A 26,134-nucleotide genomic window follows, 5' to 3' on the forward strand; every position below is an offset into this window, starting at 1 on the left:
CTAAAAGTAATTTCATAAACTTTCGAACCGCCGTATACCGAACGGTACGTACGGTGGTGTGAGAGGTCGGCGCGGTAACGCGCCTCCTACTCGATTAATGCCTTACCGGATTTTGTCCTTCACAGCCTTTATGAAGGACACTTTTCTTGATGCCTTGCTGGATTTTGTCCTTCATTGAAACAAATCGGGGTGCTGCTCGAACCAATACACAACAAATTCAATCATATTCTAATAATTATTTCTTCCTCGTGATTTACCTTTTGATCTGATATGTGAAAGGTAGATAAAAAACCAAAGAAACTATATACACAATAAAAATGTCCACGAGATTTCATATGTGAAATCTCGTGGACATTGCTTTACTATTTAAATGTTTGCACATCTAAAGTGAACCCGTTAAAGAATTCATGTGTTTTTCTTTGACCTTATACAGTTTTTTTAGAAGTAGCAAAAGCTCTTCAATTCTCATTTCTTTAATAACAAATACACGAAGTATGGTCCTCCAATTAACGCAACCATAATTCCAGCTGGGATCCCTTCAGGTTGAACGACATTTCTTCCAATTGTATCTGCAATTAAAAGCAGCAATCCGCCAATTAAAATAGCAATTGGGATATTTAATTGATGCCTAGGTCCCACTAAGGCTCTTGAGATATGAGGTGCCATTAATCCGATAAAGGAAATTCCACCTGTAACTGAAACTGCGGAGGAAGCTAAGGCTACAGCTGTTAAAAGTAAAATAATTCGTTCTTTTTCAACTGATACACCAACGCCAACTGCAATAGGCTCGCTTAGTCCAAGAAGATTTAAGCGATTGGCTTTATATAGGGTAAAGGGAATGAGTATAAGTAACCATGGTAGGATAGCTAAAATAAACGGCCAATCGGTACCCCAAATACTGCCGGCTAGCCATTTAGCAATAAAATCTACTTTTACACGGTCGGCAGATGAAATCAGGACAATCATCAGACCTGACAATGCCATTGAAAACCCTACACCTATTAAGACTAATCTTACTGGTTGAAGACCTACCTTTTTGTCATACGAAAATACATAAATTAAGATGGCAGTTACTAATGATCCAATAAAAGCAACCACTGGGAGCATATAAATAAATGACCCTGAGTCGATTGGGAAAAATAAATAGAAAGCAGCAATGGCGGCCCCAGCACCAGCGTTAATACCTATGATACCTGGTTCAGCTAAGTCATTTCTTGTGATTCCTTGTAGAATGGCACCAGATAATGCGAGTGCCATACCTGCTAACAGTGTAATGAAAATTCGTGGCAAGCGAATAGAGAATAAGACAAAGTCCTCTTTAAATGTACCTTGACCAAGAAGGGTTGGAATAAGACGATCATAAGATAGTGAAGAGTAGCCAAGTCCCATCCCAATAATAATTGTTAAGAATATAAGTGTAAGAAAAATACCTATAAGTAATCGTTGCTTTTTTATTAATGCTGAATGAATCATGAGAATGCCTTACCCCATTTCCTTACAATGATTAAGAAGAAGGGAATACCCATCACCGCAACAATGGCTACTACGGGTGTCTCATATGGAGCATTAATGTTACGAGCAATTGTATCAGCAAGAATCATAAAAGCTGCTCCAAATATAGCAGACATTGGTATGACAAATCGGTAATCGGTTCCAACAATTGCCCGAGCCATATGAGGAACCATTAAGCCGATAAATGCCATATTACCAACAAGGGCTACTGAAGCTCCTGCCAGGAGTATGATAATAATGAAAAGAACAGTTTTTATTAGAAGAGTTTTCTGACCTAGTCCAACTGCAACTTCTTCGCTTAAGCTAAGTATTGTTAGCTGTCTTGAGAGGAAAAAGGCAATAAGCAGGCCGATCGAAATAAACGGAATAATAATTTGGAGTTGACTCCATGAAGTTCCAATCAGACCACCTGCAGTCCACATAGAAACATTCTTGGAAATCTTGAAATAGAGTCCAATTCCCTCCGCAACTGCATAGAGGAATGCAGATATCGCAGAACCCGCTAATACAATTCGGAAAGGGGAAAAACCACCCTTTTTTAGTGCGCCTATTCCAAATACTATAATTGCTCCTATAGCAGCGCCAATAAAACAAGCAATCATAATCCAAAAATAATTAGCTGAAGGGACAAAGGCAATCGTCACAGCAAGTGCTGCGTTAGCACCAGCAGTTAACCCAAGTAAGCCCGGATCAGCAAGTGGATTTCTTGTCATTCCTTGCATAATGGCTCCGGAAGTGGCTAATGCAGAGCCGACAAAAATTGCTGCTACTTCACGTGGTAGACGGATTTCACGAATGATCGTAATCTTATCGTTTGTGGCATTAGATGTTAGCGATAACCATACATCTTTAAAAGAGATATCTGCTGCTCCAAATACCATGGATACAACAAACATGCTAACAAGTACAAGGATTCCTGCAATGAATTTAAAAATAAAAGGGATGGAATGTCGAGTTTCTTTCGTCATGCTTCTCTCATCTTTTCTTCGTTTAATTTAGGTTTAATGTAAGAAGAGAAATTCTAAGGAAGAATTTCTCTTGAAAGATTAGTTACTTAAAAAAGCTTCTTTAAAGAATTCTAGTTGGTTGTCCAGTGTAACTGGGTCACTGAAGGAAGCGCCATTCCCTTGCAGTTCAAATACACGATTGTTTTTAACGGCGGGAATATTTTTGTACGTTTCAGTTTCTTGGAATGAATTATCAGCGTTAGAGTATTTACTAAAGATCAGATAATCTCCAACATACTCAGGGAGAACTTCAGCAGATATAGCATAATAGCCTGTTTCCAATGCCATTTCTTTTACTTTATCAGGCATTTTCAAGTTCATTGCTTGATATAATATTTCAGTTCCACGTGCCCAGTTATCACCAAATACATAAAGATCCTTGTCAAAACTTTCGATGACAGTTACGGTTGCATCTTCGCCAATTTTTGCTCGAATTTCTGTGCCAGCAGCTTCTGCACGACTTTTAAAGTCATCCACCCAAGCCTGTGCTTCTTTCTCTTTGTTTAGAAGTTTCCCAATTTCTAAATGCTGTGTTAAATAATCTACTTTCCCCCAAGTATACGTTACAGTAGGAGCAATTTCACTTAATTTATCAATGTTTTTAATATTTGATAACCCAATGATTAAATCTGGTTCTAATTCAATAATTTTTTCTAAGTTTTCATCTGATATTTCTTCAACATCTTTTAACTCTTCTTCAAAAGTTGGGTTCGTTTTAGACCAAGAATCAACCCCAACAACATCTACACCTAAATTAATAACATTCCCTGTGAAACCAGAGAGTAAAATAACACGTTGTGGATCAGCAGGAACCTCGACTGGGCCATTTTCAGACTCATAAGTGATTGTTTCGGATTTCTTTTCTTCAGGAGCTGAGCCGCTCGCTGTTTCGGTAGATTCATTGCCACAAGCACTAATAATTAGCAGCAGTAGTAGAGTAAATGGAACTAGTATTTTTTTCATTTGTATAATCTCCCTTTAGATTAGTTGAAAATGATTATCAGTATCGAATAGCTAAATGTTATAATTCTTTTTTACTATTGTCAACATCAATTTTTGGTTGTAAATAGAAAGAGATCGGTGTATATTTAACTGAGAATGATAATCATTAACTTTTTACTAGGGAGTGAAAAGAAATGGAACGGAATGAACTATTTGATGTAACAATAATTGGTGGAGGGCCTGCCGGACTCTACTCAGCTTTTTATAGTGGACTTAGAGAAATGAAAACAAAGATAATTGAATATCAACCACAATTAGGTGGGAAAATTCATGTATATCCTGAGAAGATGATTTGGGACATAGGAGGACAAACGCCCATCCTAGGTTCAAAATTGATTAAGCAGCTTGTGGATCAAGGATTAACATTTGATCCAACGGTTGTGTTAAATGAAAAAGTAGAGTCAATTGCACGAAGCGAAGATGGGCATTTCGTCTTGAAGGCAGCATCCGGTCAGAAACATTACTCTAAAACAATTATAGTGGCTGTTGGTGGTGGAATATTGAATCCTCAAAAGCTTGAAATTGAAGGTGCTGAAAAATTTGAAGTTTCAAATTTACATTACACAGTGAAATCTTTACAACGTTTTAAGGATAAAACAGTGATCATTTCTGGTGGAGGAAATTCAGCAATCGATTGGGCGAATGAACTAGAGCCTATCGCTAAAAAGATTTATTTAACTCATAGAAAGTCTGCTTTAGCAGGTCATGAAGCTCAAGTAACACAGCTATTGACTAGTTCGGCTCATTGTTTCTTACATACATCCATCTCAAAATTAATTGCATCAAATAATCATGAGGAAATTGAACGTGTTGAATTAACAAATCATGAAACAGGACATATAGAATATCTGGCAATTGATGAAGTGATCATTAATCATGGCTATGAACGGGATGCTTCACTACTTGAAAATAGTGAAGTAAATCTATTACTAGCAGATAATTTTTATATTGCAGGTAATACGACTAGTGAATCTTCTATAGAAGGAATTTATGCTGCTGGAGATATATTAAAGCATGACGGGAAACTAAATTTAATTGCAGGAACTTTCCAAGATGCAGCAAATGCTGTAAATAAAGCGAAACAATTTATTCAACCAGAAGCTAATAAGGTAGCAATGGTTTCTTCACACAATGATATCTTTAAAGAGCGAAATCGAGAAATTATTAAACGAATGATTAAATAAATGCATGAATTTCACAAATCTAGCCCTTGTGTGACAAGGTTTTTAAGACATAGAAAAAAAGGTACTTCGGAAGTGCATAGAAGGTTCCGTTTTCAGGTGCTTTCTTAATAATGGCACAAGAAATGACGTATAGATTGGCATACGTCATTTTCTTTATTTATCAAACTTATGGGTTGAGCTATATAATCGATTTTCCAGATTCCAATGGTCATATTGAGAGAATAAATGCTTGCACAGGAGAAATAATGTACGTGGATACGGGGATAATAAGAGAAGGGTAATTATTGAAATAGTAAAGGTGTGCCTATGCACTATCTATAGTTTTTCGAACTACTCCAGATAATTTTAGGAGATGACCATGCACCTTTCTGATAAATACATTTATAAAGTTTAAAACCGAGGAAATTAATGATATATTTAGTACAAGTTGTTTAAAATAGGTGACCTTTTTACCAGAAAATAAGTTTACAGGGGGATTCAAATGAAAAAGATGAATTTAGTTAGTTTACTTTTAATTCTTACACTTCTATTAGCCGCGTGTGGTACTGCGGAAGAAGGAAATACCAGTGGTGAAGGAGAAGAAAAGGTATATAAAGTTGGAATCGATACAACCTATCCTCCATTCGAGTTTGAAGTAGAGGGAGAATATACAGGAATTGATATTGATATAATCAATGCGATTGCTGAAAATCAAGGGATTGAAATAGAATTCAATCCAATGGACTTTGGTGGCATCATACCAGCTATGCAAGCAAATCAATTAGATGTTGCGATTGCTGGCATGAGTATTACAGATGAAAGAAAAAAAGTCGTTGATTTTTCTGAGCCATACTTTGATGCTGGTCTATCTTTAGTTGTTGATAAAGAAAACACAGAAATCACTTCAATCGATGACTTAAAAGGGAAAAAAGTAGCTGTTAAAAAAGGAACGACTGGTGCAGAATTCGCTCAAGAAAAAGCTGGAGAATACGGTTTTGAAGCTGTTCAATTTAATGACAGCCCTGCAATGTTCCAGGAAGTAGCAAACGGCAACGCTGATGCTCTTATTGAAGACTATCCAGTTATCGCTTACGCTATCGCACAAGAAGATCTAGGATTACAAACAGTAGGCGAACGCTTAAATGGCGATCAATATGGAATAGCAGTATTAAAAGGCGAAAACCAAGACTTATTAGAGAAAATTAATAAAGGCCTTGCAGAGCTTAAAGAAGATGGAACGTATGATGAAATTTTAAAAACATATCTTGGTGAATAATTTAAACAAATTTTGATTTTTAAAAAAGGCGCGCAGCCAGCGCGCTTTCTTTTTGATAGGAGATGAATGGATGGATACAATTATAGGTGTTCTTCCTTATTTGGTAGAAGGTCTTCAAGTTACTCTTTATATTTTTGCAATAGCAATTATATTAGGGTTTATCATTGGTTTGGTTGTGGCTTTGTTCCGATTAGCCCCGATAAAAGCTTTGAATTGGATTGCTAAAATATTTGTCGATGTCATTCGAGGAACGCCCTTTATTGTTCAGTTGTTCTTTATTTATTTCGGTCTAAATTCGTTAGAATGGATTTCGTTAAATAATACAACAGCAGGGATTGTTACAGTGGCCATTAATGCAGGGGCATATTACTCTGAGATCATTAGGGCAGGTATCCAATCGATTGATAAGGGACAATCTGAAGCAGCAAGATCTCTTGGGTTAACAAGTGCGCAAAATATGCGACACATTGTTCTTCCACAGGCGTTTCGCAGAATGCTTCCTACTATAACAAATCAGTCAATCATTAGCTTAAAAGACACGTCCCTTTTATCTGTTATTGGGATTGCTGATTTGACACAACAAGGTGAGATACAAGCCTCTGCTACATTCGAAGCATTTAACATTTGGCTTACAGTAGGTATCATGTATTTTGTGATTATTTACTTACTAACACTCCTTGCCAATTTCCTTGAAAGGAGATTTGAGCTGCGATGAGCATCATACAAGTGAAAAATTTAAAAAAATCCTTTGGTAAAATAGAAGTTTTAAAGGATATAAATGCGGAAATTAAAGAAAAAGAGGTCGTTTGTGTAGTAGGTCCTTCTGGTTCCGGCAAAAGTACGTTCCTTCGCTGTATAAATAGGCTTGAGGATATTACCGGAGGACATGTCATTGTTAATGGGCAAGACATTACCGATTCAAAGCTTGATATTAACAAAGTAAGGCAAGAGGTTGGTATGGTATTTCAACAATTCAATCTCTTTCCACATAAAACAGTATTAGAAAACATCACACTAGCACCTCTTAAAGTGCGTTCAACTGGAAAAGAAGCTGCTAAAAAAAGGGCGTATGAGCTTCTTGAAAAAGTTGGGCTACGAGAAAAGGCAGAAAGCTATCCTGGAGAACTATCCGGGGGACAAAAGCAACGTGTTGCCATTGCCAGGGCTTTGGCAATGGATCCGAAAATAATGCTTTTTGATGAACCTACTTCAGCACTAGATCCAGAAATGGTCGGAGATGTATTAGAAGTAATGAAGCAATTAGCAAAAGAAGGAATGACGATGATTGTCGTTACCCATGAAATGGGGTTCGCGCGTGAAGTAGGAGATCGAGTTATCTTCATGGATGGCGGCTATATTGTCGAAGAAAACGTACCTGTTGAATTATTTAGCAATCCTCAACATGAACGAACAAAAGCTTTCCTAAGCAAAGTGCTATAAAAAAGATCGAAGGGAATCTCCTTCGATCTTTTTTTGCCATGCAGACAGAGTACATACCATAGTTTTTATACCTTGTTCAACCGGCTATGCTTATATCCATATGTGAAGTAAATGATTAGCCCAAGAGTCAGCCACACTAGGAACCCTTTCCAAGTAAAGGCTGAAAGCTGCATCATCAAATAGACACAGAAGATCACAGCTAGTGCTGGAATAAAAGGCATAAATGGCGTTTTAAATCCTCGTTTTAATTCAGGCTGTGTTTTTCGAAGAACAGCAACACCCAGAGAAACAGCGGCGAAAGCAAACAACGTTCCAATGCTGGTAAGCTCAGCTAGTTTATCGAGCGGAACGAAACCGGCAAATAGAGAAACTAATAAACCAGTTGTCCATGTGCTGAACGTTGGAACATGTGTCTTAGGATGGACATAAGATAAACGCTTCGTAATAAGACCGTCTCTGCTCATCGCATAAAACAGACGTGTTTGTCCAAACATCATGACGATTAAAACGGTTGTAATCCCAACAATCGCTCCTAGTGAAATAAATCCAGCTGCCCAATCCTGGCCAACAAACTTTAAAGCAAATGCTACCGGATCTTTTACATTCAGCAGGTCAAGCGGTACGATTCCTGTAAGAATCAATGAAACAATGATATACAAAACGGTACAAATGGCTAAGGCGGATAAAATTCCAATCGGAAGATTCCTTTGCGGATTTTTCACTTCCTCTGCCGCAGTTGATACAGCGTCAAAGCCAAAATAAGCAAAAACTACAACCGCAGCTCCAGTTACGACACCGGAGAATCCGAAAGGCATGAACGGATCCCAGTTAACGGGCTCTACATACCAAACACCTACAACAATGAAAAGAAGCACAACTGCAACTTTTACTATGACCATTATGGCATTAATCTTAACCGACTCCTTCACTCCTCGGGAAAGCAGTAGGGTTACTAGGAAAATGATTAAGACAGCAGGCAAATCAATAAATGTTCCATTTGAAGGATCAAAGGCAGAAGTCAAAGCAGTTGGCAAATGGATCCCAAACCCGGACAGCAGTCCCTGGAAATACCCGGACCAGCCACTTGCAACCGCTGAGGAAGCAAGTCCATACTCCAGGATTAGATCCCATCCTAATATCCAGGCGATTAGCTCTCCGAATGCGACATAGCTGTATGTGTAGGCACTTCCTGATTCAGGAATCATGCTCGCGAATTCCGAATAGCACAAAGCTGCAAATGCACAGGCCAAACCTGCAATGATAAAAGAAATTATAAGGGCTGGGCCTGCATATTTAGCAGCAGCTACACCAGTTAATACAAAAACACCAGTACCAATTATTGCCCCAACGCCCAGCATAGTCAGATCTAAAGCACCCAATACCCTATTAAGCGAACTAGTTGGAAGACCTTTGCTGACGGGCTTTTTACGGAATAAATCCATGATAACCTCCTGTTAAATCTTGTTGTCGAAATTTGTCGCTTAAAAGCGCCTTTGCTATTTTGCTCTGAATTTATTTGTTTGTAAAGATAGAAAAGTCAGAACTTTTGATACGCTTATGATACAGCAAAATTTCCGGCCACCTAATCGTAGGTATAAGTATAAGCAAAGGCTGGATTGACAGAGATTTCATCATATTTCATAATGAGAGTATTGGTTTTTCCACTGTTAGCAATGACTCCCTTTATAAATATGATCTGCTTTTCATGGGAAAATTATCAACTAAAAGCCATTCGTACATATCTTATTTGGCTACTTACTAGGGAGGATACATATATCATGGTAAAAAAAGCCGTATTTTTGTCTTTTTTTGCTTTCTTATCTTGGCAGCAGGTCTATTGGGTACGACAACGAAAGACATTCTTAGCAATATAAAGCTCGGTTTAGATCTTCAAGGGGGTTTTGAGGTCCTTATGAAGTGAAACCGGCCACTAAAGGACAAAAGAGATAGATGAAGAAGTGCTTGCTAGTACGGCAGAAGCATTGGATAGACGTGTGAACGTACTGGGTGTCAGCGAGCCGAACATTCAAATAGAAGGTGAGAACCGGATTCGAGTTCAACTAGCTGGTGTCGAAAATCAAAATCAGGCAAGGGAAGTCCTTTCAACAGAAGCGAATTTATCCTTCCGTGATGCCAACGACCGTTTGCTGATTGATGGTTCCGACCTGGTAGAGGGCGGCGCAGATGCGTATGGCTATAGCGGCTATTATCGCTTTGTTATATGCTGTATTCTTTATTATTCCGTTCTTCAGCATCACTCGGCTTGAGGTCGATATTACGTTTATCGCGGCTCTCTTGACGGTTGTAGGTTATTCTATTAATGATACGATTGTTACGTTTGACCGTATGCGTGAAAACATGCAGAAGAGAAAAAGCCTGACGACTTTCGAAGATATTGTGGAAGTGGCAAATGTCTCTTTGCGTCAAACATTGGGACGCTCTGTTAATACTGTTTTGATGGTAGCTTTAACCGTTATCGCCTTGATGATCTTCGGAAGCGAGTCAATTCTAGGTTTCTCTATAGCGCTTTTAGTTGGACTTGTCGTCGGGACTTACTCTTCTGTCTTTATCGCCTCCCAACTGTGGGTAGAGTGGAAGCACAAAGAGCTGAAAAAGAAAGGCACGATCATTACTTACAAAGAAAAAAGCAAACAGTCGGATGAACCACAGGTATAGCAAGATAAGCTTGAAGGACTCTGGATTATTTTCAGGGTTCTTTTTTTTCTAGTGTGCCCGGCATGCACAAAATTTATATGGTTCAAGTTTCGAGCCTGTTAAGGAAGTAGTAACGGTTGAGGTATCGGTTGAAGACCTAAACAATTTACTAAGTAATTCAGGGAGATCCTACAAAAAAAACCAATTAACTTACATGATGATAAACTCCCTTTTCAATAGCTGTTCAAAATTTCATATAACTAATGTATCCAACGAAAGGAGTAACCACAATGACTAATAAAAACCATTTATCAGAAGCATTCAAACAAACAAAACACCAAATAGTTGGTCATGGCAGAAGAGACATTCAAACATTGAAAGAGGCATTAAAAGATATCGATGGCCAACAAGAAAGTGATATGTATGGTACAGGAAAAATCATCGATGATTTTCAAACTAAGATGGCCAGGTTTTTAGGGAAGGAGGCTGCTGTTTTTTTTCCGAGTGGAACGATGGCACAGCAAATCGCATTAAGAATTTGGTGTGATAGAAAAGGACTAAAAAAGGTGGCCTACCATCCCTTGTGCCATTTAGAAATTCACGAGGAAGACGGGTTAAAAGAATTGCATCACATCGAGCCTATTTTGTTGGCTGATAAAAATCGAGTGATTCAATTAGAAGATGTTGTTGGCATGAAGGAGGAAGTATCATGCTTATTGTTAGAATTACCTCAACGAGAAATTGGAGGTCAATTGCCAGATTACAAGACTCTAGTTTCGATATCGACATATTGTCGTGAAAAAGGGATCAAGTTACATTTAGATGGGGCTAGACTTTTTGAAGTCCTACCCTATTATCAAAAAACAGCTGCAGAGATTTGTGAACTTTTTGATAGTGTTTATGTCTCTTTTTACAAAGGTATAGGTGGGCTAGCAGGAGCTATTCTAGCAGGCGATGAATCCTTTACAAACGAATCTAAAGTTTGGAAAAGACGTCACGGTGGCGATTTAATCAGCCTCTACCCTTATATCATTAGTGCTGATTATTATTTCGAACAAAGATTACATAAAATGAATCAGTATTATCAAGAGTCGATTGAACTTGCTAGCCTCTTTAATCAATGTCATTCTGTTTCAACCATTCCTTCAGAACCTGTTTCTAATATGTTTCATGTACATTTTGATGGATCAAAAGAAAAAGTTGAAGCGATTCTAATCGATATTTATCAGAAAACAGGGATTGGTTTAACCGGGAATTTAAGAGAAGTTAACAAGAAAGAGTCCTATTATGAAGTAAGCATTGGTGATCGGTATGCTGATGTACCAAAGGAAGAATTGAAAAAAGTGTTTGATGTGCTTGATAAAAGTATGCGTGCAATTAGTTAAAGCTACGTCGCTGATCTAAGCTACCTTTTCTTTTTAAACAAACGTTTGATTAGTGCTACTGACAGTCAGTGCCTGATACTACCCAAAGTCGAAATACGGGTGGTGCCAGGCACTTTTCAATTTCTTAAACCTAAATTACTCAATATTAAAGCGTTCAACGTATAAAACAAGCGTCCTCTTATTACCACTGCCTTCTTTACCCTGCCTGTTACCTCAGGGGAACTACTTAATTAACCCGATGTAATCTTTCTGTAATCAAATTGACTTGATTACACTTTTCCTACCTCCATCAAGCATCAAATGTCTATAAATTAGGCTTTCACTTTTTCAAACAGTAAAGAGGTTGTCATACTTTCTGAAAATGCTGGAAGGATATTTCCTATATTGTCCAACTTATGTTTTAATCCCAAATTAAAAAGGTATACCCCAACTAAAGCGAAAATGCTCAAGCCATTAATTACTTTTCGTCAATGAAGGGAGCTAAGGAATTATGAGTATTCAAAAGAGTGCAGATAGTTCGAGTTTAGCAGAAGTTATTGACCGTATTCTTGATAAGGGAATTGTTATTGATGCTTTTGCTAGAGTTTCACTAGTAGGAATTGAAATTCTGACTATTGAAGCAAGAGTAGTGATTGCAAGCGTCGACACATGGCTTCGATATGCAGAGGCTGTTGGATTACTTCGGGATGAGGTGCAGGAAGAAGGCCTTGCTAATCAACAGAATGAACGGAACACACAATTCAGCTTTTAAATAAAGTTTAGATAAAGTATCTGAAATAAATTTTTAGGAAAGAGAAGGGGATAAACATGGCAAAAGATGAACAAAACGAGCAAAAAGATAAACAGGAAGAACAAAAAGATGATAAACAAAATTCTCTAAATCTGGCTATCCTAGGCGGAGTGGTTGGAGCAGGTATTGGTTTACTTTCTAGTCCGGAGACGGGAAAAAAGGTGATTACTAGCCTTGGTCAGTCTGAAGTAATGAGAGCTACTGGTAGAGAGCTTAAGAGAACCGCACAAGAGATTATTGCTGAACAAGCGATGTGCCACCTAAGAAATACTGCTACTGGATATTTAGAGAAAGGTAACTTAAGTAACCTGCTAGCTTCGAAAAAGAAGAAGGAAACATCTGATCGTGAAGAAGCGGAAGAAAGCGGAAAAGAGTCATCTTCACAGTTTGATGAACTAAAAGAAGAAAACAAAAAACTAAATGACCAGTTTGAGAGAATCGAACATAAATTAAATGACCTATTGGATGCTAAGAAATAACTAATCTACCCTAAGGGGGCGATTACATGGGTGAGCACAACATGGAAAAAGCTGCTCTAAAGGTAGCGAAAAAGGTTATCGAAAAGACTCCTTCTTCTGTTAAGGAAAAGGTGAAGGATAAGGTTAAAGAGAAGGCAAAGGAAAAGTTCGTAGAGAACGTTCAAGATCATGTAGAAGAAGCATCGGAAAAATTGGGTAAAGCAAAAGAGAAAAATGCAAACAAAGTTCACGATAAAGCAGAAGAAGCAAAAGAGAAGGTTCAAGATGTCTTGCTTTCTGTAAGGGACAAGCTAGGGAATGTGAAAGAAGCAGGTGAGGATTTTAAAGAGAAGATCTCATCATCGAATGACAAGAAGAAAATGAAGAGCTATCAAGGTATGAAAGGTATAAATCAGATCAAAAGCTCAACAGATATTAAAAGTTCAACGAAGATAAAAAGTTCCAATGATATTAAATCATCCACAGATTTAAAATCGTTTGGATCTTAAACAAGAGAGGAGAATGAAGAAATGTCTATTCAAAAGAGTGCAGATAGTTCAAGTTTAGCAGAAGTTATTGACCGTATCCTTGATAAAGGGATTGTTATTGATGCGTTTGCTAGAGTTTCGGTTGTAGGGATTGAAATTTTAACAATTGAGGCACGTGTTGTTATTGCTAGTGTTGATACATGGTTACGTTATGCAGAGGCCGTCGGGTTGCTTCGTGATGAAGTGGAAGAAAAAGGACTTCCCGCACAGTCTAATGAAAGAAGTTCGCAGTTTAGTATTTAACTATAGAAGTAATTTATTAAGGAAAGGGTGTATAACCACTCAGGTAAGTAGCGGTTCGGTGCTACTTGTTCTCCTACTAACGAAACGGCGGAGGCGACTATGGAAATTAAAGAAATTATGAAATCAGTTGTTGACTTCTTCGGTGAACATGTAGCCCCGCCTCACAAAATTACATCAGTTGAGGCAAATGAGGACAAAGGCTGGAAGGTCACTGTTGAAGTCATTGAAGAAAAAGATTATATGAAAAAATATGCAAAAGATGAAATGCTCGGAACCTATGATGTTCTTTTAAATCAGGATAAAGAAGTAACCTCATTTAAAAGGAGAGACGTTCGCTTTCGAAGTGCGATCGGTATAGAAGCTTAGGTGATGCTCGGGAGCAGGAGGGAATGTAAATGACGGTCTTAAAGGACGGAATTAAGAAAGATGCAAGGGCTTTGATACAAGACGATGAGACGAAAGACATCCTTTCTCGTTCCTTACACTACTTGAAAGCGGGTTATTCGATTCATTTTACAGGTCCATCAGGTGCAGGAAAAACCTCCCTTGCCCTTGCTCTTGCCAAAAAAAGAAAAAGACCGGTCATGCTTATGCATGGAAATCATGAACTTGATAATAAGGATTTAATAGGAAATTTCACAGGATATTCAAGTAAAAAAGTCGTTGATCACTATGTACGATCGGTTTATAAAAAGGACGAAAGTGTGACGGAAACCTGGAATGATGGAAGGCTGCTTGAAGCAGTCAAGAACGGGTATACGTTAATCTATGATGAATTTACTAGATCGCGGCCTACTACAAACAATATCTTTCTATCTATTTTAGAAGAAGGTGTTCTACCATTGTATGGATCAAAATTAACGGAGCCCTTCATTCGTGTTCATCCTGATTTTTCAGTGATATTTACAAGCAATCCTGCCGAATATGCTGGTGTGTATGACACGCAGGATGCGTTACTGGATCGCTTGATAACAATTTTCCTAGATTATAAGGACATAGATCGCGAGACTGCAATTGTAGCCGAAAAAACAGATGTAGAGGAACGTGAAGCAAAAGCAATTACTACTCTTGTTTCTACTTTGCGGAAAAAGTGCTCGAATGACAAAAGTAACGGTCCAAGTTTAAGGGCTTCGCTCATGATTGCCAAGCTTGCATCAGGGCAGGGTATAGCGATAGATGGTGAAGATGTAGATTTTCAAAATCTGTGTATCGATGTTTTATGTCATCCAATCAGTCGCTGCATTGAATCCGACGACCCTAAAGCGGAAGCAAGTAAGTTGATTATAAATGAATGCAGCAATATGGAGATTCCTGAGGATTAAGGAGTGTTGGAAGATGAATGGACAAGAAGAAATGGGTATTTATATCTTTAGCGGAATACAAACATATGAAGAAGATCATTTTGGAAACATTGAAATCGAGGGAGAAGAGAGGGAGGCCTTCACAATTCGCTATAAAGACGCAGCGATGGTTGCAGCCGAAGTTCCAATGAAAATCTATCATCCCAATCGAAAAAATCTAATGATGCATCAAAATGCAGTTTCATTAATTATGAATCAAAAAGATACGGTGATTCCGATCAGCTTCGGAAATGTCTTTAAATCTCGAGAAGATGTAAAAGTATTGCTAGAAAACCTATATCCGCAGTTTGAAAAGTTGTTTCCAGAAATCAAAGGTAAGATCGAGGTAGGCTTGAAGGTCATCGGCAAGCAAGAATGGCTGGAGTCAAAAGTAAATGAGAATCCAGAGGTTGGAAAAATGGCAGCCGCTGTCCGAGGTAAGTCTGAAGCTGCAGGTTACTATGAACGCATTCAACTTGGTGGAATCGCCCAAAAATTATTTGCATCTCTACAAAGTGATATTAAAATGGAAGTTTTTTCACCATTAGAGGAAACAGCAGAAGCTGCAAAAGCAAACAAACCAACAGGAGATAAATTGCTTTTAAATGCTTCCTTCCTAATCGACCGCGATAAAGAAGCTCAATTTGATCAAAAGGTAAACGAGGCACATGAGATGTGGAAGGATAAGGTTGATTTTAATTATAGTGGACCTTGGCCCGCATACAACTTCGTCAATATCAGGTTAAAAGTAGAGGAAGGCTAATGATCCACAAGCTGGTTACTGCGCCAATGAATTTAGTCGTGAAAATCGGGCGAAAGGTGCAAGAGGAAGCAGAGAAGGAACTATATGACCTTCCTACTATTCAACAAAAATTAATCCAGCTTCAAATGATGTTTGAGCTTGGTGAAATTCCCGAAGAAGCTTTTCAGGAAAAAGAAGATGAGCTCCTGACAAGATATGTAATAGCTAAACAGTTTGAAATGGAACAATGGGAAAAATTGACGAAACAACAGAAATGAGGGTAAGAAGATGGGTGATTTGATTTATTTATATGGACTGATCCCAACTAAAGAAGTAGCATCACATCAATCGTTTCCATCCTTTAAAGGATTCGATGGTGTAGAGAATCTGTACACCATTTCAAGAAATCAAGTCACTGCGGTTGTTTGTAATCTTGATCGTAATGACTATTCAGAACAAGTGATTAAAGAAAAAGTTAATAACGACATGGAGTGGCTTCAGGAGAAAGCTTTCCATCATCATGAAACGTTAACAGCACTTTACAAGACCTTTACGATCATACCCTTAAAGTTTTGTACAATCTATGAAAATGAAGAAAACCTGCGTGAAACAATTCATGGTAATGAAGAGAAATTGGAAAGCTCGCTAACACTTCTTCATGGAAGTGAAGAATGGAATGTGAAAATTTATTGTGATGACAACGACTTAAGAAAGCAGGTCGATGTGAATAACTCCACCATTCAAGCAAAGAAACAAGAAATAAGTGGGCTGCCTCGAGGTCGGCAATTTTTTGAAAAGAAAAAAATTGACCAGCTCATTGAAACCGAGTTAGAAAAGGAAAAAAATCGAGTCTGTGAGAACGTTCATGAAAAGCTGAAGGAACACTCACTCCATGCTGCTATCAAGAAAAATTGGAGTAAGGATGTAACAGGTCTTAAGGAAAATATGACTTGGAACAGTGTGTTTCTACTTCCGGTACCTCAGGTTGAACATTTCTTGGAAGAAATCAAAAATTTTGAAAAGGAACTGGAAGGGACTGGCTGGAGATTCGAGGCAACAGGACCATGGCCGGCGTATCACTTCTCCAGTTTTTCAAAAGTGAGGAATTAAATTATGTCTCTTAAAGAATCAATGGAAAACAAGGACATTGCACTTATCGATATATTAGATGTCATTCTCGATAAGGGAGTCGCAATAAAAGGTGATTTGATTATTTCGATTGCAGGAGTTGACCTAGTTTATTTAGATTTACGTGTCTTGATTGCTTCTGTAGAAACTCTCGTTCAATCTCAAAGCGGATATCGGAAAACCCTCACATCTGAACTTTTTGATACACAAAGGGAGGAATTGATCAATGCAACCGGCCAGCCAAACAAGTGGAAGGATTAATCTGGACCCCGACCAAGCAGAACATGGATTAGCTCAGCTTGTGATGACAGTCATTGAGCTACTAAGGCAAATAGTTGAACGCCATGCCATGAGGCGAGTAGAAGGGGGAACCCTCACGGATGAACAAGTTGAAAATCTAGGGGTAGCTTTAATGAACTTAGAAGAAAAAATGGATGAATTGAAAGAAGTTTTTGGTCTTGATGCAAAAGACTTGAATATAGATCTTGGCCCTTTAGGAAGCTTGCTTTAACCTGAATCGTCCAATAGGAGGTACAAGTATATGGCGATCGAACACCAAATGCAATCAAGTACGATTGTCGACGTATTAGAAAAGATTTTAGATAAAGGGGTTGTGATTGCAGGAGATATTACGGTAGGTATTGCCGATATCGAACTGCTAACAATCAAAATAAGGCTTATCGTATGTTCTGTTGATAAAGCGAAAGAAATTGGCATGGATTGGTGGGAAACTGATCCTTATCTCAATTCAAAAGCGGCAGATAACAACACGAAGGCTCTCGAGGAAGAAAATGAAAAATTGAATAAGCGACTAGAGTTGCTTGAGAAACATCTAAACTCTAATCGTTTAAATACAGCTACTAATTAAAATAATGGAGGGATTTACAATGGCAGAACAAACAAAATTAGAAAATTCAAAGGTTGAAAACTCAAAGGAAAATACGAAATCAAAAAACTCGAATGGAGAAAATTCAGCTCAAGAGAACAAATCGAGTAAAAGCACACCAATTAAGCGAACAGTTGCGGGTAGTATTCTTGGAGCAACAGTAGGATATTTAGCTACACCTGAAAATGGAAAGAAGCTTCTATCGCGTATTGATACAGACGAAATCAAAAACAAAGCTGCAGACTTCGGGAAAGCGGCAAAAGAAAAATCGAAACAAGGTGCTGGAAGCTTAAAGTCTTCTGCAACGAATCTATTTAAAAAAGACAAAAATCAGTCATCCGACGAATCTGATGAAGAAAATGATACAGTCATTAATTCTTCTGAGGAAGAAGAAGACACGAGTGATGATTACGAAGCATTAAAGGAAGAAAATCAAACTCTGCAAGACCGACTTCAATCACTTGAAGAAAAGCTAAATCAATTGGGTCAAGGTAGCAATGAAACTGATGAAGAAGAAGAGGATGAGGACGACACTGAAGAAGACGATGAAGATGTAAAAAGTGAAAAGAAAACGAAAAAGCCAGCACAAACTAAAGGAAGAAAGACAACAAAAGCTAAAAGTAATAGCAAGGAAAAAGAAGACGAAGAAGCTGAAGACACGTCTCTATCTAGTGATGATGACACATCACCTTAATTAATAGCAAAAGATTACTATTGAAAGGAGAAGAGTAGAAATGAGTATATCTACAGCTTCACCAAAAGACAGTGTTCTTGAATTCTTTGTGCATGCCACAAACAAACATAGTTTTTCATTGGATATTACCTTAAATGTGAAAGGAGCTGTCATCTCTGGTACCATGGTTTCTGCTAAGGAGTATTTTGAAACGTTGAGCGAAACCTTTGAAGATGGCAGTGAAATTGCACAAAAACTAAGCGAACAGCTCTCTCAAGCGAGTGAAGCAGTTGATTCTTCTGTTGGTACAGAAGTGCATTTCCTACATCTGAAAAACACAAAAGTATACTGTGGCGACAGCAAATCTACCCCTTCAAGAGGCCAAATCCTTTGGAGAGGCAAGTTAAATGAAATAGATGGATTTTTCCTTGGGAAGATATCTGAAACTAGTAAAAAAGCCTAACTTAAGTGTCTGTCACTATTCGAATTTCACCTTTAAATTTTTATCGGTAAAATTTGGATGGTGCACAGTCACTTTTATTGTTGTTATTTTTGACTCTGCAAAAAAGACTTAACGGTGGAATTAAACCTATCTGGATTGTCCATATTGGCACAGTGTCCGGCATTTTTGATGAGGATAAATTTGCTCTGTGGATCTTTATCGTTCCAAATAATAGTTGATTCCCTAATTATTTCTTGGTCTTGATCGCCGCACACAAGAAGAATTGGGGTAGTTGATTGCACTTCCTTACGTTCCTTGACAATATGCTGAAGTCCAGACATAACTTGAAAAGATTTGCGTGTAAAGGAACAAGCCATGATATAAAATTTTTCCTGCTCTACAGGGTGAATCACTGTGACGGAGGCTAAATATTTCCGAAACCTTTTCATCGATATAGCGGCCCAAAACAGCCATTTAATCATTTCAGATCTTTGGGCTTTCGTAATTTTTTTATTTAGTTCGTGAATGGAATAGGCGCCTACTGACGTAATCGATTTAACATGATCAGGGTATCGGTAGGCGAAATATTGAGCAATTAGCGATCCCATAGAAACGCCAATAACATGGCAACTCTCATAACCTTCAGTTTGGATAATTGCGAGGAGATGCTCTGCAGAAGAGTTGATCAGCTCCTTACTTCCGAACGGTTGAGACATCCCGTGTCCTATCAGGTCAATCGTAATGACACGATAATCTTCGGCAAAGGTGTTAACTTGGTGATCGAAGCAACGATGGTCCCCAAAAGCAGGATGTAGAAAAAGAACGAGCGCGTTACCAGGCTTTCCTGTAACAAAATAATGAATTTGGCAGCCATCCCTAATAAGCTCCTTGTGCTCAATTATTGACTTCATACCGATTCTTCCTCCTATTGTTAGATCCCAAGAGAAATTCCCCCTATGTATAAACTAATACTAAGCATACGATTCGTAACATTGTAATATGTCTTTGTGATGGAAAACGACAGAGAACTCATAAAACATACCAAGGAATAAAAGTCATGGATTTGTATAAAATAACCTTGCTATATGAGGAGGTGTGAGAATGCCAAACCTAAATGATAATAAATTTAGAAAAATTCAATCTGAGAGCCAAAAGCAAGGAAAGTCTCAAGAGGAGTATGCAGCAGAGCTTGAAATGAATCGCGCGAAGAGTCAAAAGAAAAAGTAATCATACACTTTAAATGATAAAGGCAAGCCGATTTATAACGGCTTGCCTTTATTATATGATGAAATTTTAATAAAACAGCAGATTATCCGCGTCTTCCGCCTCTACCGCCCCGTTTTGTTTCGGTGCTACGTTTGAGGGTAGATAAATTCTCTTCACTAGTCTTTAAAAAACGAGACATTTTATCTTCAAAATTCTCTTTTGGTTTGAAATTACTTTTTGAACGGGAGTCTTTGGAACGGCTATCAACCCTTACCGGACGTGGTGGGCGTTGGGAATAAGAAGAGGTTTGTCCTTCGGGTCTATCAATAGCTTTTTTGATGGACAAGGCAGTTTTTCCGTCTTTCTCGCTAATCACTTTCACTTCAATCTGGTCGCCAACTTTGAGATGATCATTCACGTCTTTTACATAGCTATCCGCTACCTCACTGATATGCACAAGACCTGTTGAGCCTCCTGGTAATTCTACGAATGCTCCAAAATTAGTGATACCTGTTACTTTACCTTGTACTTTGCTACCGACTTCTATTGACATAAAAATATTGTTCCCCCTAAATGATTTTAAAAACACTTAATTATAACAAGTGGAGAGTGATAATACAATTAAATTTTTTTTCTGATTTTCGGTCTATTTCGTTTACTAACCAAATTAATGGATTTAGTTCCTTTCAAAGCTTGAAGTTTGTCAGAAATCCCTAGAAAAATAATGACAGAAAACCATTCTTTACAGAAATTGTATACATACCATTAAAATGAAAGAATAATGACATTTGCACACTTCTATTACCTCTAGTTTTTATCTACTTTTAACTTTTTAGTTGCGTGAGTTCATTTTCAATTTCATCCATCACGGCGAAGGCGCCTTTTGAAATGTTTGCGCATACAGTAAGTTTGATGTCTGAAGCAGGATAAAAGGCAGAGTGAAAGCTCACTCCAGGGTCATATCCCATAACATGACACTTAAAAACGCTGTTGTCTTTTTTCTCGATCCACACGCCATAGCCATAGAAGTCACCATCCTTGTTCTGTACATGAGGTGTGAGCAACTGTTTTGTGAGTGATTCATTTAATAGCTCGTGGTTAGAAAGAGCCTCCCATAACTTGACCATATCTTTCGTTGTTACAAAAGCTCCACCATCGGAGCCACCTTGCACCGGAAGTGAATAGATATTCGTTCTCCATGTACCATCTTCTTGATCAATGTAACCGACCGCAGTTTGTCCAGGAAGTGAATCAAACGCAAAATAGCCTGATTCCATCATGCCTGCCTTTTGAAAAATTCGTGTCTGTACATAGTCCGTAAATACAAGTCCACTCGCTTTCTCGACAATTAAACCAAGCAAGATAAACCCAGCATTGTTGTAATTAAAATGCTCGCCTGGGGTAAATTTCATGTGCTCATTTTGAAAAAGCGGCAAGAAATCTTGCAGGCGACGAAAATGATACATAGGCTTCTCGATCCACAACTCCTCAAAGTCATCCATAACTTCCTCATCAAAATAATCTGGCACGCCGGAAGTGTGCGTAAGAAGATGGTGTATTGTTATATTCTCATTAAAGTTTGGAAACGCAAAGTCAAGACATTCTCTTAGGCTTGTATCAAAAGAAAGTTTTCCTTCTTCTACAAGCTGACAAATTGCAATGGCAGTGAAAATTTTGCACCCAGATGCAATACCGAAGCGTGTACCTGCTTGATTTTCCAATTGCTCAGAACGATTAGCGTAACCATAGCTTGCCTCTGCAAGAACCGCTTCTTTATTTTTAACAAGGATAGTACCAGAGAATTGAATCTTCCTTTGAATACGTTCGATCCGTGACAGTAACCTATTTGTCATTTTTATAGACCTCCAAATTTTCCTTTCTTTTTTACTTTTTCCGAATCACTGAATAATTGACTTGTTCCATCAATGAAAGACCTGTTAACGCTAATGAAATATCAATGTCATTGATCAAGTGGTTTAATACATGTCGGACACCCTGTTCTCCTGCTACAGCTAGGCCATATACAAAAGGTCTACCCAGTAATACCGCTGTTGCTCCTAAGGCTTTCGCTTTAATGACGTCAGGTCCTCTTCTAATCCCACTATCTAGCAATATAGGAATATTTCCTTGTATAGCTTCCGCGATTGGAGGTAAGGCTTCGAGCGAAGAGATACAACCATCGAGCTGTCTACCACCATGGTTGGACACAATAATTCCATCAGCACCATAATGTAACGCCTTACGTGCATCTTCTTCATGTAGTATGCCTTTTAATAAAATAGGTAGTGAGGTATGGTTTTTTATCGTACGTAAATCATCCCAGGTTAAGGCAGGCGCAAACATCACATCAACGATTTTTTTTATGACTGCCTGATCATTCGAAGATGAATCTCCTAAACGACTCTGGAAAACGGGATCATTTATATAATTGGCCGAGCCTTTACCTAATTTTAATGGAGAATAGCTATTATTTAAGTCGCGTTCACGATTCCCAAGTATAGTTGTATCAAGAGTAATGACAATGGCAGAATAACCTGCTACCTCTGCTCGCCTTACCATGCTTAAAGTGATCTCTATATCATTAGACCAATACAATTGAAACCAGCGTGGAGATTTCCCAAGAGCTGTTGCAATTTCTTCTAAAGAATAGGAAGTTAACGTACTAGCGATAAAAGGGACACCATAATGAGCCGCAGCTCTTGCTGAAGCGAGCTCTCCATCTGCATGAAATATGCTTTGCACTCCAACAGGCGCCAAACCAAAAGAAGAAGGAAATTTGGTACCTAATACTTGTGTAGAAGTATCCCGAATGCTGACGTCGTTCAAAACCTTAGGAACAATATGCCAGTCTTCAAATGCATTCACATTTGCTCTTAATGTATTCTCAGCTCCGGATCCACTTTGAACATAAGTAAATGGACCCTTTTCAATTGATGCAGCTGCCATTTTTTCTAATAAAGAAATGGAGTGAGGTAATTCGATGTTTGAAATGAGATTTGTCATATGTTATCCCTTTCTTAGAACCTGCTGATTCTTATAGTTGTCAGAATTTATTTTAAAACTTCTTTTGACTTAGTATAGGTGATCGCAAAAGTACTTTCAAGAGTGTTATCAGAATTTTCTTACATGTAATAATTCTATATAGAAAAAGAAAAAACAGTTATATCTCTAAATTTCTATTACGAAATTAAATCTAAATGAGCGCTATACAGGGTGATTATTTTACCTATCCCTGTAATTATTTACTAATTAATATTTGTGAATTCTAAATATTCTATAAAAATGTTTACAATTTTTCATGACTAGATTTATACTTGGTATAAATACCTACTATAAAAACTTAAAAAACGGGGGCTAGGAAATGAACAAAAAGCTAGTTGTGTCATTACGATTTATTGCTTTATTTAGTTTGCTTATTTTAGCAGCATGTGGTGGTGACAGTAAAGAATCGTCAACAGAAAAAGAAGGACAAGCTAGTGGCGTTGTTGAAGCGGATATTGGTGTTATTTCTTATATTAGTGGACCTGGAGCAGCATATGGTGAAGCGATTACAAGTGGATTTAAGCTAGCGCAAGAAGAGATTAATAGTAAAGGTGAAGTGAAGATAAATCTTGTTACAGAAGATTCAGCAGGAAAACAAGACCAAGCCTTGTCAGCTGCACAGAAGCTAATGAACTCAGAAGAAATTATTGCGATTTTAGGGCCAACGCTTAGTACAGAAATGAATGTCGTTGGACCAGAAGCAGATATAAATGGCATACCGATTATGGGAACCTCTACAACAGCGGATGGAATTCCACAAATTGGTGATTATGTGTTTAGAAACTCGATTCCGGAATCATTAGCTATTCCTGCTGCTGTCGACAAAGCGATGGAGAAATATGATGTCAAAAAAGTAGCGATTCTTTATGGAAACGATGATGTGTTTACAACATCGGGATATGAGACGATGAAAAAGACAGCTGAAGAAAAGGGCTTTGAAGTTGTAGCAACCGAGACTTTTCAAAAGGGTCAATCAGATTACAATGCACAGCTAACGAAAATAAAAGGATTAAATCCAGACATTATTTTATGTTCAGCTCTTTATAATGAAGGTGCTGTAATTATGGATCAAGCTAGAAAGATGGGAATTGAGGTTCCTTTCATCGGGGGTAATGGATTTAACTCACCAGAAGTAATTAAAATTGCTGGTGATGCTTCAAATGGACTAATTGTTGCAACACCTTGGTATGGTGGTAAAGAGGATCCAAAAGTTCAAGAATTTGTGAGTAAATTTGAGAAGGAATACGGGAAAAAACCAGACCAATTTGCTGCACAAGCTTACGACGCTTTATATATTATGGCTGAGGCTTTGAAAAACGCAGGTGAAGCAGATCGCGACAAGCTTCGTGATGCACTTGCCGAAATAAAAGACCTTGAAGGAATATTAGGGAAATTCTCTTTTGATAAAGATGGGGATGTCGTTATGGAACCTACTGTTCTAGTCATTGAAGATGGGCAGTTCAAAGAATTTAAGTAAACTAGATTGATAGAAGAAGGGAGGGTGAGTTGTCTTGTTTCTTGAGCAATTGATAAACGGAATAACACTGGGTAGCATATATGCCATCGTTGCCCTCGGCTTCACCCTAGTTTTCGGGGTGCTTGGGATTATTAACATGGCACATGGCGAAATTTTTATGTTTGGGGCATTTATTGGGGTTTTTGTTACTAGCAGTATGAAGGCCCCTCTTTGGGTGGCATTCTTAGCCGCGGTGCTTGTTACTGCAATGATGGGATATCTTCTTGAGCGCTTTGCTCTACGACCGCTTCGTAGTAAGCAAGGTGTCTCCCATCTTGCACCATTGATCAGTACCATTGGTGTTTCAATTTTCTTAGAAAACTTATCACATCATTTATTTGGAGCAGGAAATCATCCTTTTAATACTCCATTTGCGGATATTTCTTTTCAAATCGGCTCGATAACGGTCTATTTTGTACAGCTGGTTATTTTTATGATATCAGTACTACTTATGATTGTTCTTTCATTTTGGCTTTCAAAGACCAAGGCGGGTAAAGCATTACGTGCTACTGCTGAAAACTTAGAAACCGCAAGTCTGTTAGGTGTTAATACGAAGAAAACAATTACGATCACAGTTATGATTGCGTCTGCGATGGGTGGAATCGCTGGAATCCTTGTTGGGATGGCTTTTAACTCTGTTACTCCACAAATGGGTTTATCCATGGGTCTAAAGGGATTAGCGATTATTATTCTTGGAGGAATGGGAAATGTTAAAGGAGCTATGGCAGGAGGACTAATTCTTGGTTTAGCTGAAACGTTCATTGTTGTATATGGAGACTCGGGATACCGAGATGCGATCGCCTTTATTGCGATTATCATCATCCTTCTTTTAAGACCTCAAGGACTATTTGGGCAAAAAATACCGGACGTAAGAAGGTGATTACATGCTAGGGGAACTAATTAATCCGTATTACTTACAAGTAGGCTCTTTCGTACTCATCAATATTATCCTTGGAATTAGTATTTATATCACCCTTTCTACGGGTCAATTATCACTCGCGAATGCCGGATTTATGGGAGTGGGGGCTTATACATCAGCTCTTTTAACAATAAACTATGATCTTCCACTTATCGTTGGAATTGCTGCCGGAGCTTTATTAGCGAGCTTGTTTGGAATCTTAGTAGGAATCCCAACCTTACGATTACAAGGGGTCTATTTAGCGATTGTAACGCTGGGATTTGGAGAAGTATTGCGTGTGGTGATCATTAACTCTGAAGCCCTAACCAAGGGAGCAATCGGTTTATCAGGAATTCCACAGGTTGGACGTGAAATCCTTGGATCATTAACGAATCTAGGCTTTGATCCAGAAATGCTCGGATTAAGAAATAATCAGTTTGTTTTTTTAGCCATTTTCTTACTTCTTTTAATAATAAATATTGTGGTTATATGGTTTATCAATAGACAAAATAAATCTCGTATTGGACGAGCATTCGCTGCAATTAAACTAGATGAAAAAGCCGCAGAATCAATGGGGATTAATATCTCTTATTATAAAATTCTAGCATTTGCTCAAGGAGCTTTGCTAGCAGGGTTTGCTGGGGCATTGTATGCACATGTGGTGGCTTATATTAGCCCAGCAGATTTTTCTGTGTGCCAGGCATGTTCATCAACTAGACGGTGGAAGTCCGTTATGGGCGTTGGGATATGCGAACCATTAGTCGAAGGCAAGGGTGTCCACG

Annotated in this window: 31 protein-coding genes and 2 pseudogenes; 25 read left to right on the forward strand and 8 right to left on the reverse strand. The window is 38.2% G+C overall.

What is annotated here, in order from left to right; genetic code table 11:
• Nucleotides 1-465: 465 nt before the first annotated feature.
• The 3 genes from ACFFIX_RS25975 to ACFFIX_RS25985 form a co-directional block, all read right to left on the reverse strand.
• The gene (locus ACFFIX_RS25975) at nucleotides 466-1,473 is read right to left on the reverse strand and encodes a FecCD family ABC transporter permease (protein ID WP_378939311.1); all 1,008 of its coding nucleotides are present in this window, start codon (nucleotides 1,471-1,473) and stop codon (nucleotides 466-468) included.
• Nucleotides 1,470-2,480, reverse strand: coding sequence for a FecCD family ABC transporter permease (locus ACFFIX_RS25980; RefSeq protein WP_378939313.1), 1,011 nt, complete (start codon nucleotides 2,478-2,480; stop codon nucleotides 1,470-1,472). The genes ACFFIX_RS25975 and ACFFIX_RS25980 overlap by 4 nt, the downstream gene beginning before the upstream one ends.
• A 78-nt stretch (nucleotides 2,481-2,558) precedes the next feature.
• Nucleotides 2,559-3,482, reverse strand: a complete 924-nt coding sequence (locus ACFFIX_RS25985; protein ID WP_378939315.1) for an iron-hydroxamate ABC transporter substrate-binding protein — start codon at nucleotides 3,480-3,482, stop codon at nucleotides 2,559-2,561.
• A 173-nt stretch (nucleotides 3,483-3,655) separates the two neighbouring features.
• Here ACFFIX_RS25985 and ACFFIX_RS25990 point away from each other — a divergent pair, with 173 nt between their 5' ends.
• The 4 genes from ACFFIX_RS25990 (at nucleotide 3,656) to ACFFIX_RS26005 (ending at nucleotide 7,400) form a co-directional block, all read left to right on the forward strand.
• On the forward strand, nucleotides 3,656-4,705 hold the full coding sequence (locus ACFFIX_RS25990; protein WP_378939316.1) for an NAD(P)/FAD-dependent oxidoreductase: 1,050 nt from the start codon (nucleotides 3,656-3,658) through the stop codon (nucleotides 4,703-4,705).
• Nucleotides 4,706-5,186: 481 nt separating this feature from the next.
• Complete coding sequence (locus ACFFIX_RS25995) at nucleotides 5,187-5,960, forward strand: transporter substrate-binding domain-containing protein (RefSeq protein ID WP_378939318.1); 774 nt, start codon at nucleotides 5,187-5,189, stop codon at nucleotides 5,958-5,960.
• 70 nt (nucleotides 5,961-6,030) lie between these two features.
• Nucleotides 6,031-6,675 carry an amino acid ABC transporter permease gene (locus tag ACFFIX_RS26000; protein ID WP_378939320.1) on the forward strand — a complete coding sequence of 215 codons (645 nt, stop codon included), beginning with the start codon at nucleotides 6,031-6,033 and terminating at the stop codon, nucleotides 6,673-6,675.
• Nucleotides 6,672-7,400: an amino acid ABC transporter ATP-binding protein gene (locus ACFFIX_RS26005; RefSeq protein WP_378939322.1), complete on the forward strand. Its 729-nt coding sequence runs from the start codon at nucleotides 6,672-6,674 to the stop codon at nucleotides 7,398-7,400. The genes ACFFIX_RS26000 and ACFFIX_RS26005 overlap by 4 nt, the downstream gene beginning before the upstream one ends.
• A gap of 65 nt (nucleotides 7,401-7,465) precedes the next feature.
• Here ACFFIX_RS26005 and bcaP read toward each other — a convergent pair whose 3' ends face one another.
• Nucleotides 7,466-8,842, reverse strand: coding sequence for a branched-chain amino acid transporter BcaP (gene bcaP / locus ACFFIX_RS26010; protein ID WP_378939324.1), 1,377 nt, complete (start codon nucleotides 8,840-8,842; stop codon nucleotides 7,466-7,468).
• A 329-nt stretch (nucleotides 8,843-9,171) separates the two neighbouring features.
• On the opposite strand from bcaP, the pseudogene ACFFIX_RS27985 reads away from it, so the two are divergent.
• The 17 genes and pseudogenes from ACFFIX_RS27985 to gvpU all read left to right on the forward strand — a co-directional run.
• Nucleotides 9,172-9,583, forward strand: a pseudogene (locus tag ACFFIX_RS27985) (protein translocase subunit SecDF); the annotation flags it as partial.
• Nucleotides 9,582-10,076: pseudogene (secF, locus tag ACFFIX_RS26020) on the forward strand (protein translocase subunit SecF); the annotation flags it as partial. The pseudogenes ACFFIX_RS27985 and secF, both read left to right, overlap by 2 nt.
• Nucleotides 10,077-10,345: 269 nt before the next feature.
• Entirely contained in the window at nucleotides 10,346-11,440 is a 1,095-nt protein-coding gene (locus ACFFIX_RS26025; protein ID WP_378939326.1) for a threonine aldolase family protein, read from the forward strand.
• A 490-nt stretch (nucleotides 11,441-11,930) separates the two neighbouring features.
• Nucleotides 11,931-12,191, forward strand: a complete 261-nt coding sequence (gvpJ, locus tag ACFFIX_RS26030; RefSeq protein WP_378939328.1) for a gas vesicle protein GvpJ — start codon at nucleotides 11,931-11,933, stop codon at nucleotides 12,189-12,191.
• A gap of 56 nt (nucleotides 12,192-12,247) precedes the next feature.
• Nucleotides 12,248-12,709, forward strand: coding sequence for a GvpT/GvpP family gas vesicle accessory protein (gvpT, locus tag ACFFIX_RS26035; protein WP_378939330.1), 462 nt, complete (start codon nucleotides 12,248-12,250; stop codon nucleotides 12,707-12,709).
• Between the two features lie 26 nt (nucleotides 12,710-12,735).
• A complete protein-coding gene (gvpQ, locus tag ACFFIX_RS26040) occupies nucleotides 12,736-13,197 on the forward strand; it encodes a gas vesicle protein GvpQ (protein WP_378939332.1) in 462 nt (153 codons plus the stop codon).
• Between the two features lie 21 nt (nucleotides 13,198-13,218).
• Nucleotides 13,219-13,479 (forward strand): gas vesicle protein GvpJ, encoded by a 261-nt coding sequence (gene gvpJ / locus ACFFIX_RS26045; protein WP_378939334.1) that lies wholly within the window; start codon nucleotides 13,219-13,221, stop codon nucleotides 13,477-13,479.
• 99 nt (nucleotides 13,480-13,578) lie between these two features.
• Entirely contained in the window at nucleotides 13,579-13,845 is a 267-nt protein-coding gene (gvpO, locus tag ACFFIX_RS26050; protein WP_378939336.1) for a gas vesicle protein GvpO, read from the forward strand.
• A gap of 29 nt (nucleotides 13,846-13,874) precedes the next feature.
• On the forward strand, nucleotides 13,875-14,801 hold the full coding sequence (gvpN, locus tag ACFFIX_RS26055; protein ID WP_378939338.1) for a gas vesicle protein GvpN: 927 nt from the start codon (nucleotides 13,875-13,877) through the stop codon (nucleotides 14,799-14,801).
• A gap of 13 nt (nucleotides 14,802-14,814) precedes the next feature.
• A complete protein-coding gene (locus ACFFIX_RS26060; RefSeq protein ID WP_378939339.1) occupies nucleotides 14,815-15,582 on the forward strand; it encodes a GvpL/GvpF family gas vesicle protein in 768 nt (255 codons plus the stop codon).
• The gene (locus ACFFIX_RS26065) at nucleotides 15,582-15,839 is read left to right on the forward strand and encodes a gas vesicle protein GvpG (RefSeq protein WP_378939341.1); all 258 of its coding nucleotides are present in this window, start codon (nucleotides 15,582-15,584) and stop codon (nucleotides 15,837-15,839) included. The genes ACFFIX_RS26060 and ACFFIX_RS26065 overlap by 1 nt, the downstream gene beginning before the upstream one ends.
• 10 nt (nucleotides 15,840-15,849) lie before the next feature.
• The gene (locus tag ACFFIX_RS26070; RefSeq protein WP_378939343.1) at nucleotides 15,850-16,671 is read left to right on the forward strand and encodes a GvpL/GvpF family gas vesicle protein; all 822 of its coding nucleotides are present in this window, start codon (nucleotides 15,850-15,852) and stop codon (nucleotides 16,669-16,671) included.
• A 3-nt stretch (nucleotides 16,672-16,674) separates the two neighbouring features.
• Entirely contained in the window at nucleotides 16,675-16,950 is a 276-nt protein-coding gene (locus ACFFIX_RS26075; protein ID WP_378939345.1) for a gas vesicle protein, read from the forward strand.
• Nucleotides 16,916-17,200, forward strand: coding sequence for a gas vesicle protein K (locus tag ACFFIX_RS26080; RefSeq protein WP_378939347.1), 285 nt, complete (start codon nucleotides 16,916-16,918; stop codon nucleotides 17,198-17,200). Before ACFFIX_RS26075 ends, ACFFIX_RS26080 begins: the two co-directional genes overlap by 35 nt.
• Nucleotides 17,201-17,230: 30 nt before the next feature.
• Nucleotides 17,231-17,557 carry a gas vesicle protein gene (locus ACFFIX_RS26085; RefSeq protein WP_378939349.1) on the forward strand — a complete coding sequence of 109 codons (327 nt, stop codon included), beginning with the start codon at nucleotides 17,231-17,233 and terminating at the stop codon, nucleotides 17,555-17,557.
• Between the two features lie 19 nt (nucleotides 17,558-17,576).
• Nucleotides 17,577-18,269, forward strand: coding sequence for a GvpT/GvpP family gas vesicle accessory protein (gvpT, locus tag ACFFIX_RS26090; protein WP_378939351.1), 693 nt, complete (start codon nucleotides 17,577-17,579; stop codon nucleotides 18,267-18,269).
• A 40-nt stretch (nucleotides 18,270-18,309) separates the two neighbouring features.
• A complete protein-coding gene (gene gvpU / locus ACFFIX_RS26095; RefSeq protein ID WP_378939353.1) occupies nucleotides 18,310-18,711 on the forward strand; it encodes a gas vesicle accessory protein GvpU in 402 nt (133 codons plus the stop codon).
• Between the two features lie 83 nt (nucleotides 18,712-18,794).
• Here gvpU and ACFFIX_RS26100 read toward each other — a convergent pair whose 3' ends face one another.
• Complete coding sequence (locus tag ACFFIX_RS26100; RefSeq protein WP_378939354.1) at nucleotides 18,795-19,601, reverse strand: alpha/beta fold hydrolase; 807 nt, start codon at nucleotides 19,599-19,601, stop codon at nucleotides 18,795-18,797.
• 190 nt (nucleotides 19,602-19,791) lie between these two features.
• Between ACFFIX_RS26100 and ACFFIX_RS26105 the strand changes: the two genes are divergently transcribed.
• Complete coding sequence (locus tag ACFFIX_RS26105) at nucleotides 19,792-19,917, forward strand: hypothetical protein (RefSeq protein WP_378939356.1); 126 nt, start codon at nucleotides 19,792-19,794, stop codon at nucleotides 19,915-19,917.
• 82 nt (nucleotides 19,918-19,999) lie between these two features.
• Here ACFFIX_RS26105 and ACFFIX_RS26110 read toward each other — a convergent pair whose 3' ends face one another.
• From ACFFIX_RS26110 to ACFFIX_RS26120, 3 genes are all read right to left on the reverse strand, one after another.
• Complete coding sequence (locus ACFFIX_RS26110; RefSeq protein ID WP_378939358.1) at nucleotides 20,000-20,449, reverse strand: S1 domain-containing RNA-binding protein; 450 nt, start codon at nucleotides 20,447-20,449, stop codon at nucleotides 20,000-20,002.
• A gap of 271 nt (nucleotides 20,450-20,720) precedes the next feature.
• On the reverse strand, nucleotides 20,721-21,749 hold the full coding sequence (locus tag ACFFIX_RS26115; protein ID WP_378939360.1) for a serine hydrolase domain-containing protein: 1,029 nt from the start codon (nucleotides 21,747-21,749) through the stop codon (nucleotides 20,721-20,723).
• Between the two features lie 31 nt (nucleotides 21,750-21,780).
• On the reverse strand, nucleotides 21,781-22,899 hold the full coding sequence (locus tag ACFFIX_RS26120) for an alpha-hydroxy-acid oxidizing protein (RefSeq protein WP_378939362.1): 1,119 nt from the start codon (nucleotides 22,897-22,899) through the stop codon (nucleotides 21,781-21,783).
• A gap of 358 nt (nucleotides 22,900-23,257) precedes the next feature.
• Here ACFFIX_RS26120 and ACFFIX_RS26125 point away from each other — a divergent pair, with 358 nt between their 5' ends.
• The 3 genes from ACFFIX_RS26125 to ACFFIX_RS26135 all read left to right on the forward strand — a co-directional run.
• Nucleotides 23,258-24,415 (forward strand): ABC transporter substrate-binding protein, encoded by a 1,158-nt coding sequence (locus ACFFIX_RS26125; RefSeq protein ID WP_378939364.1) that lies wholly within the window; start codon nucleotides 23,258-23,260, stop codon nucleotides 24,413-24,415.
• A gap of 34 nt (nucleotides 24,416-24,449) precedes the next feature.
• Entirely contained in the window at nucleotides 24,450-25,334 is an 885-nt protein-coding gene (locus ACFFIX_RS26130) for a branched-chain amino acid ABC transporter permease (RefSeq protein ID WP_378939366.1), read from the forward strand.
• A gap of 4 nt (nucleotides 25,335-25,338) precedes the next feature.
• On the forward strand, nucleotides 25,339-26,134 hold a 796-nt coding region (locus ACFFIX_RS26135), incomplete at its 3' end, for a branched-chain amino acid ABC transporter permease (RefSeq protein WP_378939368.1).

Source organism: Metabacillus herbersteinensis (genome assembly GCF_042433335.1).
Taxonomy (GTDB): Bacteria; Bacillota; Bacilli; order Bacillales; family Bacillaceae; genus Metabacillus; species Metabacillus herbersteinensis.